The sequence below is a fragment of the Dyella sp. genome, assembly GCF_035277725.1.
In the GTDB taxonomy this organism is placed as follows: Bacteria; Pseudomonadota; Gammaproteobacteria; order Xanthomonadales; family Rhodanobacteraceae; genus Dyella_B.
Genome location: NZ_DATEJY010000266.1, coordinates 1 through 6,844 on the forward strand (window position 1 = coordinate 1; position 6,844 = coordinate 6,844).

A 6,844-nucleotide genomic window follows, 5' to 3' on the forward strand; every position below is an offset into this window, starting at 1 on the left:
AGCCGGCGCAGCGTTCTACCGCAAGCTGCGTGACGAGGTGCCAGGCCTCAAAGGCATGCAGGTGGCGGACGATGGCCAGCGCGACTTCGCGCACAACCTGCCGGTGGCGGCAAGTGGCGACGACTGCGGCAAGTCCGAATCGCCGTATCTCGGCCACTGCGGCTTCGACGCCGCCGGCGCGATCTTTTCCCACCTGTACGGCTCGCCGCTGCGGGCCGCCACGACCGCGAAGGGGCAGCTTCGCACGTTCGACCAGAACGCGCTGCGGCCCGCCGGCGCCGACGCCTTCCTGGCCGATGCCGGCTACGTCTACCTGCCGCCCGATTGCCTCGCCGGCAAGCCTTGCGGCCTGCTGGTGGCCTTCCACGGCTGCAAGCAGAACGCCGAGGCGGTGGGCGAGGCCTTCGTGCGCGACGCCGGCTTCAACCGCTGGGCCGACGCCTACGACGTGGCGGTGCTGTACCCTCAGACCCGCGCAAGCTTCGCGCCCTTGAATCCGCAGGCATGCTGGGACTGGTGGGGATATTCGGGTGGCAACTACGACACGCGACAGGGTGTGCAGCCGCGTTGGGTGGTCAATGCCGTGAAGGCGCTGGGTTTATCGCTCCGCCCATGACCGTAGGTTGGGGTGCGAACCCCAACATGACGCGCGGGCAGGCATGGCGATGTTGGGGTTCGCACCCCAACCTACGGGGCATGACATGCTGAGCGCGGGCCTCATCACCACCGCCGCACTGGTCTGGCTCGGCATGCTCTTCGGCGTCGCGCTCACCGGCGAACGCCGCCCCCATCTGTTCGAAAAACGCTGGGCCATCGTCTACGCACTCTCGCTGGCGATCCACTGCACCTCATGGACCTTCTACGGCACGGTTACGCAGGCAAGCCGTTCCGGCTGGTGGCTGCCGCCGACGTTCGTCGGCGCTATCCTGATGTACGTGTTCGCCGTGTCGGTATTGCGCAAGCTGGTGCAACTGGCGCGCGAGTACAACGCCGGTTCCATCGCGGACTTGATTGTGGTGCGGCTGGGCCGGCACGCGGGGCTGGCGGCGTTGGTGACGTGCGTGGTGCTGGTCGGCATCGTGCCTTACATCGCCTTGCAGCTGAAGGCAGTGGCGATGAGCTACATGCTGCTGCGCCGTGGCGAATTGGCGGAGTCCGCGCCGTGGCATGACATTGCCTTGTACGTGGCCTTGCTGATGGCCTTGTTTGCGATGCTGTTCGGTACGCGGCGCGCTTCGGCGATGGCGCACAACCGCGGGTTGGTGCTGGCGATGGCGTTCGAATCGCTGTTCAAGCTTGGCGCGATGCTGGCGTTGGGTACCTTGCTGTTCACGCCCTTGCCGGCAGGTGCTGCCATCGGTGCGCCGCCGCCGCATGAAAGCAGCGGTTTTCCTGCGTTGATCCTGCTTGGCGCGCTGGCGATGTTTACCTTGCCGCATCAATTCCATGCCGGTGTGGTGGAGTGCCGCGATAGCTCGCACGTGCGCACGGCGCGCTGGTTGTTTCCGCTGTACATGCTGCTGATCGCGCTGCCGATCCTGCCGTTGGCGAAGATGGGCGATGCATGGCTGGCGCCGAGTGGCGTGCCTTCCGATCTCTACGTTTTGGCGTTGCCGTTGGCGCGCAATCAGCACGGTTTGGCATTGGTGGCGTTTCTTGGTGGCTTGAGCGCGGCCACCAGCATGGTGGTGGTGGCAACGCTGGCCTTGAGCCTGATGGTGGTGAACCACTTTATTGCGCCGCTGCGCGTCCGTGCCGGTTGGGGGCGCGATGAGCAAGGTGATTTGCGTGGTGAGGTGTTGAACCAGCGCCGCGTGGCGATTCTCGCCGTGATTCTGCTCGCGTGGGCCTACAGCCGTTTGCTCGCGCGCAACGATGTCTTGGCGGATATCGGTGCGCTTTCGTTCTCCGCACTGGCGGGGCTTGCACCGGCGTTGCTGGCGGCGGTGTATCGGCCGCAATTGGGTCCGCGTGCGGTCATGTGGGGATTGGCGATCGGCACGCTGGTGTGGCTGTACGTGTTGTTGCCGGCCGGCATGGCGCATCAACCGGATTGGTTGCAGCAAGGGCCGTTCGGTTTGCGCTGGCTGACGCCCGACGGCTTGATGGGACTGGATGATTGGAGTCGCCTCGGCCGCGCGGTGATGCTGAGCCTGGTGGCGAACGTGCTGGCGATGCTGGCGGTGGCGAACACGCGTTATGGGCGTCGCCGTTGGCGGCCCGGCGTCAGCAACGTCACCGTAGCGGAACTGCGTGCGCTGGCGGAACGTTTTCTACCGAGCGAGCGCGTCGAGCGCGTGTTTGCCGGCACGACCATGCAGGCGCGAGCGGGCAATGCACGCGTGGCGGAAGTGGAGCACGAACTGGCGGCAGTGATCGGCGCGGCGTCCGCGCGATTGTTGCTGGAAGTAGTGCATCGCCAGGGACGTGCCGAGTTCGACACCGTAGCGGCGATCGTTGGCGAAGCGGCGCAGGATCTGCATTTCAGCCAGCGCGTGCTGGAAGCGGCGCTGGAGAACATGAGCCAGGGCATCTGCGTGGTGGATTCGGAACTGCGCCTGGTGGCGTGGAACGGCCGTTACGCGACGCTGTTTGGCTATCCGTCGGAATTGCTGCAAGTCGGGCGGCCGGTTGCCGATCTGATTCGCCGCAATATCGCGGCGGGCATCATTGGCCCCGGTGACGTGGAAGCACGTGTGCGACGTCGATTGGCGCATATGCGCGCCGGCACGGAACTGATGTCCGAGCGGCGTTTTCCGGATGGCACGGTGGTGGAGATACGCGGGCATCCCATGCCGGGCGGCGGTTACGTCGCCACGTTTACCGATGTGACGATCTTCCGCGAAACCGCGCACGAGTTGATGCTTACCAACGAAACGCTGGAATTGCGCGTGGCCGAACGCACGCGCGAACTGGCGCAGGCGAATGAAGCGAAAAGCCACTTCCTCGCCGCGGTAAGCCATGACTTGATGCAACCGCTGCACGCAGCGCAGCTGTTTGCGCATGCCTTGGCAGAGCGCGGTTATGACGCGGCGAATGCGCGGCATCTCAACGATTCACTGGCGGCGACGGAAGGCTTGCTGGCCGGTTTGCTCGATATCGCGCGGCTGGAAGGCGGACGCCTGCATCCGCAACCGCGCGATTTTCCGCTGGCGGAAGTGTGGGAACCGTTGGCGGCGGAATGCCGTGCGCTGGCGCGCGATCGCAGCGTTCGGCTGAGCGTGGTCGACAGCCGCGTGTGGGTGCATTCGGATCCGTTGCTGTTGCGGCGCGTGCTGCAGAATTTTCTGTCAAATGCCTTGCGTTACAGCGAGCGCGGGCGTGTGTTGCTGGGTGTGCGTCGTCGTGCGGGCGGCTTGCGCCTGGAGGTGTGGGATACGGGGCCGGGCATCGTCGAAGAAGAACGCGGCGTGATCTTCGAGCAGTTTCGCCGTGGTAGTGCGGCGGGCGGGCAGGGACTTGGCTTGGGTTTGTCGATTGCGCAACGCGTGGCGGCATTGCTGGAACATCCGTTGGGTTTGCGCTCCTGGCCGGGACGCGGCAGCGTGTTTTATGTCGACGTGCCGCGCGCCACCACGGCCTATCACATCACCGCACCGACGGCGGCGGACGTGCGGCCGTTGCTCGCAGGACGCGCCTTGATTCTGGATAACGAACCGGCCGCGCTTGCCGCCTTGGGTGCGTTGTTGCACAGCTGGGGCTGGGAAGTGCATGCCGCTGCGCATGCGGGGCAGGCATTGGCCGCGCCATGGCGGCCGGATTTGTGCGTGCTCGATTACCACCTCGATCGCGGGCAGACCGGATGGGATGTGTTGTTGCATTTGCGCCGCGATTATCCCGATGTGCCGGCGGTGATGTTGACGGCCGATCGTGATGGCGAATTGCGCCAGCGTTTGCTCGATGCGGGTGTGGTGGTGTTGTACAAGCCGCTCAAGCCGTTGGCGATGCGGCAGGTGATGCAAAAAGTCATGGCAGGCCGGTAGGTCGGGGTGCGAACCCCAACATTGCCATGCATGCGAGACCGGGATGTTGGGGTTCGCACCCCAACCTACGCGGGGGCGCCAAGGTCGAGCATGTGCAACAACACGCCGGCTTGCGTGCGATTGCGCACGCCCAGCTTTTCAAAAATCGCCGTGGCGTGCGCTTTCACCGTGCGCTCCTGAATCCCGAGCCGATCGGCAATCTGCTTGTTGAGCAAACCTTCCGCCAGCAACGCCAGTACGCGATATTGCTGCTCGGTCAAACGCGCCAGGCGCGCAGCGAGATCGGCGTCGGCAGGGTTGCTCGGCAAGGATGCAACACTGCGCGCCAACGCTGGCGGCAGCCAGTTGCCGCAATTCAATACGGCATGCACGGCTTCGCTGATTTCACCAGGGTTGGCGCTCTTTGGGATGAAACCCGCCGCGCCATGATCGAGTACGCGCCGCACGACGTGCGCTTCATCGTGTGCGGATACCACCAGCACCGCCACCGCCGGATATTGCCCGCGCAACGCGGCAAGGCCGGAGAGGCCCTGGCTGCCCGGCATATGCAGGTCGAGCAGCACCAGGTCGATATCCGGATCGCCCGCCAGTGCATCGAGCACGCCTTGCAGATCGCAGGCTTCGAGCACGTTGCAATCGTCCAGATGCTCGCTGGCCGCCTGGCGTAGCGCAGCGCGGAACAGCGGGTGGTCGTCGGCGATAAGGAGTCGCGGCATGACGCGGACCATAGCGGCGACAGACAGTGACGTCGAGATGCAAAGCGTCATGTTGTACTTTCGTACGATGGCCGGCTGGCGTGAGCTTGCTATGGTGACTGGATGAATATCCGAAACCCTCTGGCAGGTATCGCCGCGCTGGCCCTGTTTGCCTGCGCGGCGCAGGCGTTTGCGACGGAGCCCTCCATGCAACAAGGGATCGATTTCGTGCAGGGCGAGGTGAGCGTCACCACGCATCGCGACCACGATGATCTGCTCAGCGCCGGCCTTGGCCTGGATGGTTTGAAAGGCGCGCCGGCACCGTTTGCGAACCCGTCCCAACCCACCGTGCAGGAATTGCGCCGGCGCGCGATCCAGACGAGCTGGAAGGGCATTGCCGATCTCGGTCCGCTGGGCGGTTACGGCACGGTGTACGGCGGCGTGCCGGACGTACCGGGACGCGAATACCAGGCCTTCGCAAACATTCCCGGCGCGCATCAGCCGCATCGTGTGCTGGTGCAGGTCCCGGATCATTTCGACCATGCGCATCGTTGCCTGGTGGTGACGGCGTCGTCCGGATCGCGCGGTGTTTATGGTGCGATCGCGCTCGCGGGTGCGTGGGGCCTGCCGCGCGGTTGCGCGGTGGCGTATACCGATAAAGGCACCGGCTCCGGTTATTTCGACTACGCCGACAACAGCGGCGTGGCGTTGAATGGCGAACGCGCCAAGCGCGGCGCGGCGATGCTGGAATTCGAGCCGGCCGAAATGAAAGGCGAGGGTATCGCCTTCAAGCATGCGCATTCGGGAGACAACCCGGAGGCCGACTGGGGACGCGACGTGTTGCAGGCGGCGCAATTCGGCCTGGCAATGCTGGATCGTGCGTTTCCGCAGCAGGCACCGTTTACGTCGCAGAACACCAAGATTATTGCGACGGGACTTTCCAATGGCGGTGGCGCGGTGCTGCAGGCCGCGGGCGCGGATGAGCAGCACTTGCTTGCCGGCGTGGTGGGGCTGGAACCGAACGTGCATACACCGAGCCACGGGCGTGCGCTGTATGACTACGCCACTGAAGCGGCGGTGTGGCTGCCGTGCGCTTTGACGGATGCGCGTTTTGCATCCACGCCGTTTGCGCGCGATCCGAAAGGTGCGCAACACGCTACGTGGAGCACGCGTTGCGCGAGCCTGCATGCACAAGGTTTGCTGAAAGCCACCACTCCCGAGCAGCAAGCGGCCGAAGCGTATGCGCATCTGCGCAGCACGGGATGGACCGATCAGGCGATGGCCACCGCGGCCTCGTCCACCGCGCTGGATTTGTGGCGCGTGATCAGCGCAGCGTATGCATCGGCGTACTTGCGCCGTGATGCCGACCACATGCCGTGCGGTTATCACTACGCCGCCGTCGTCAACGGCAAGCCGGGTATCGCCGATGAAGCCACGCGCGCGAGCTGGTGGGCGGATGGCTCCGGCATTCCGCCAGGCAATGGCGTCGGCTTGTTCGGTGGCACCGATGAAAGCGCCGATCCACATCTGGCCGGTATCACCTGCCTGCGCAAACTCTGGACAGGTAACGACGCCGATGCGCGGGCCTTGCATGCTTCGGTGACTGCGCTGGCAGCAAAGCTGCCGCGCAAGGGTTTGCCGCTGTGGGTGTTGCACGGTGCAAGCGATGGTTTGCTGCCGACCGCATTTACTTCCGAACCCTATGTGGCATGGCTGCAGGCGCAAGGCCGGCAGCCGTTGTACTGGAAAGTGCCGTATGCGCAGCACTTCGATGCGTTCTTGGCCTTGCCGGGATTTGGCGACAAGCATCTGCCGTTGCTCCCGTATGGCTACGCGGCGCTCGATCGCTTGTGGGTGCATCTGTTCCAGGATCAGCCTTGGCCGGGCGAGTTGCCGACACCCGCCGGCACGGCGCGTGGTGCGGGGGCATTGCAGAAGGACATGCTCGGTTTGTGATGCCACCGATGCGTAGGCTGGGATGAAATCCCAGCATCGCCATGCCTGTCCATGCGGGGATTTCATCCCAGCCTCCAATTTCATCCCAGCCCACGGGATATGACCCGGCTTGTTACAACCGGCCTTCGCTGGCGTTATCCTTGCCGGCCGTAGCCCTCCTGGGCATCCGTACTCCGCAGAACCCTCAAGGAATACCCATGGCCATCAATG

At 64.7% G+C, this 6,844-nt stretch carries 4 protein-coding genes; 3 read left to right on the forward strand and 1 reads right to left on the reverse strand.

What is annotated here, in order from left to right; genetic code table 11:
* Both VJR68_RS21355 and VJR68_RS21360 read left to right on the forward strand, forming a co-directional pair.
* Window positions 1–616, forward strand: a 616-nt coding sequence (locus VJR68_RS21355) for a PHB depolymerase family esterase (protein WP_324150887.1), incomplete at its 5' end; no start/stop codon positions are given.
* An 85-nt stretch (window positions 617–701) separates the two neighbouring features.
* Window positions 702–3,983 (forward strand): hybrid sensor histidine kinase/response regulator, encoded by a 3,282-nt coding sequence (locus VJR68_RS21360; protein ID WP_324150888.1) that lies wholly within the window; start codon window positions 702–704, stop codon window positions 3,981–3,983.
* 65 nt (window positions 3,984–4,048) lie between these two features.
* On the opposite strand, the gene VJR68_RS21365 is transcribed toward VJR68_RS21360, so the two are convergent.
* On the reverse strand, window positions 4,049–4,699 hold the full coding sequence (locus VJR68_RS21365) for a response regulator transcription factor (protein WP_324150889.1): 651 nt from the start codon (window positions 4,697–4,699) through the stop codon (window positions 4,049–4,051).
* Between the two features lie 102 nt (window positions 4,700–4,801).
* Between VJR68_RS21365 and VJR68_RS21370 the strand changes: the two genes are divergently transcribed.
* Complete coding sequence (locus VJR68_RS21370; RefSeq protein ID WP_324150891.1) at window positions 4,802–6,634, forward strand: 3-hydroxybutyrate oligomer hydrolase family protein; 1,833 nt, start codon at window positions 4,802–4,804, stop codon at window positions 6,632–6,634.
* The last annotated feature ends 210 nt before the right edge of the window (window positions 6,635–6,844 follow it).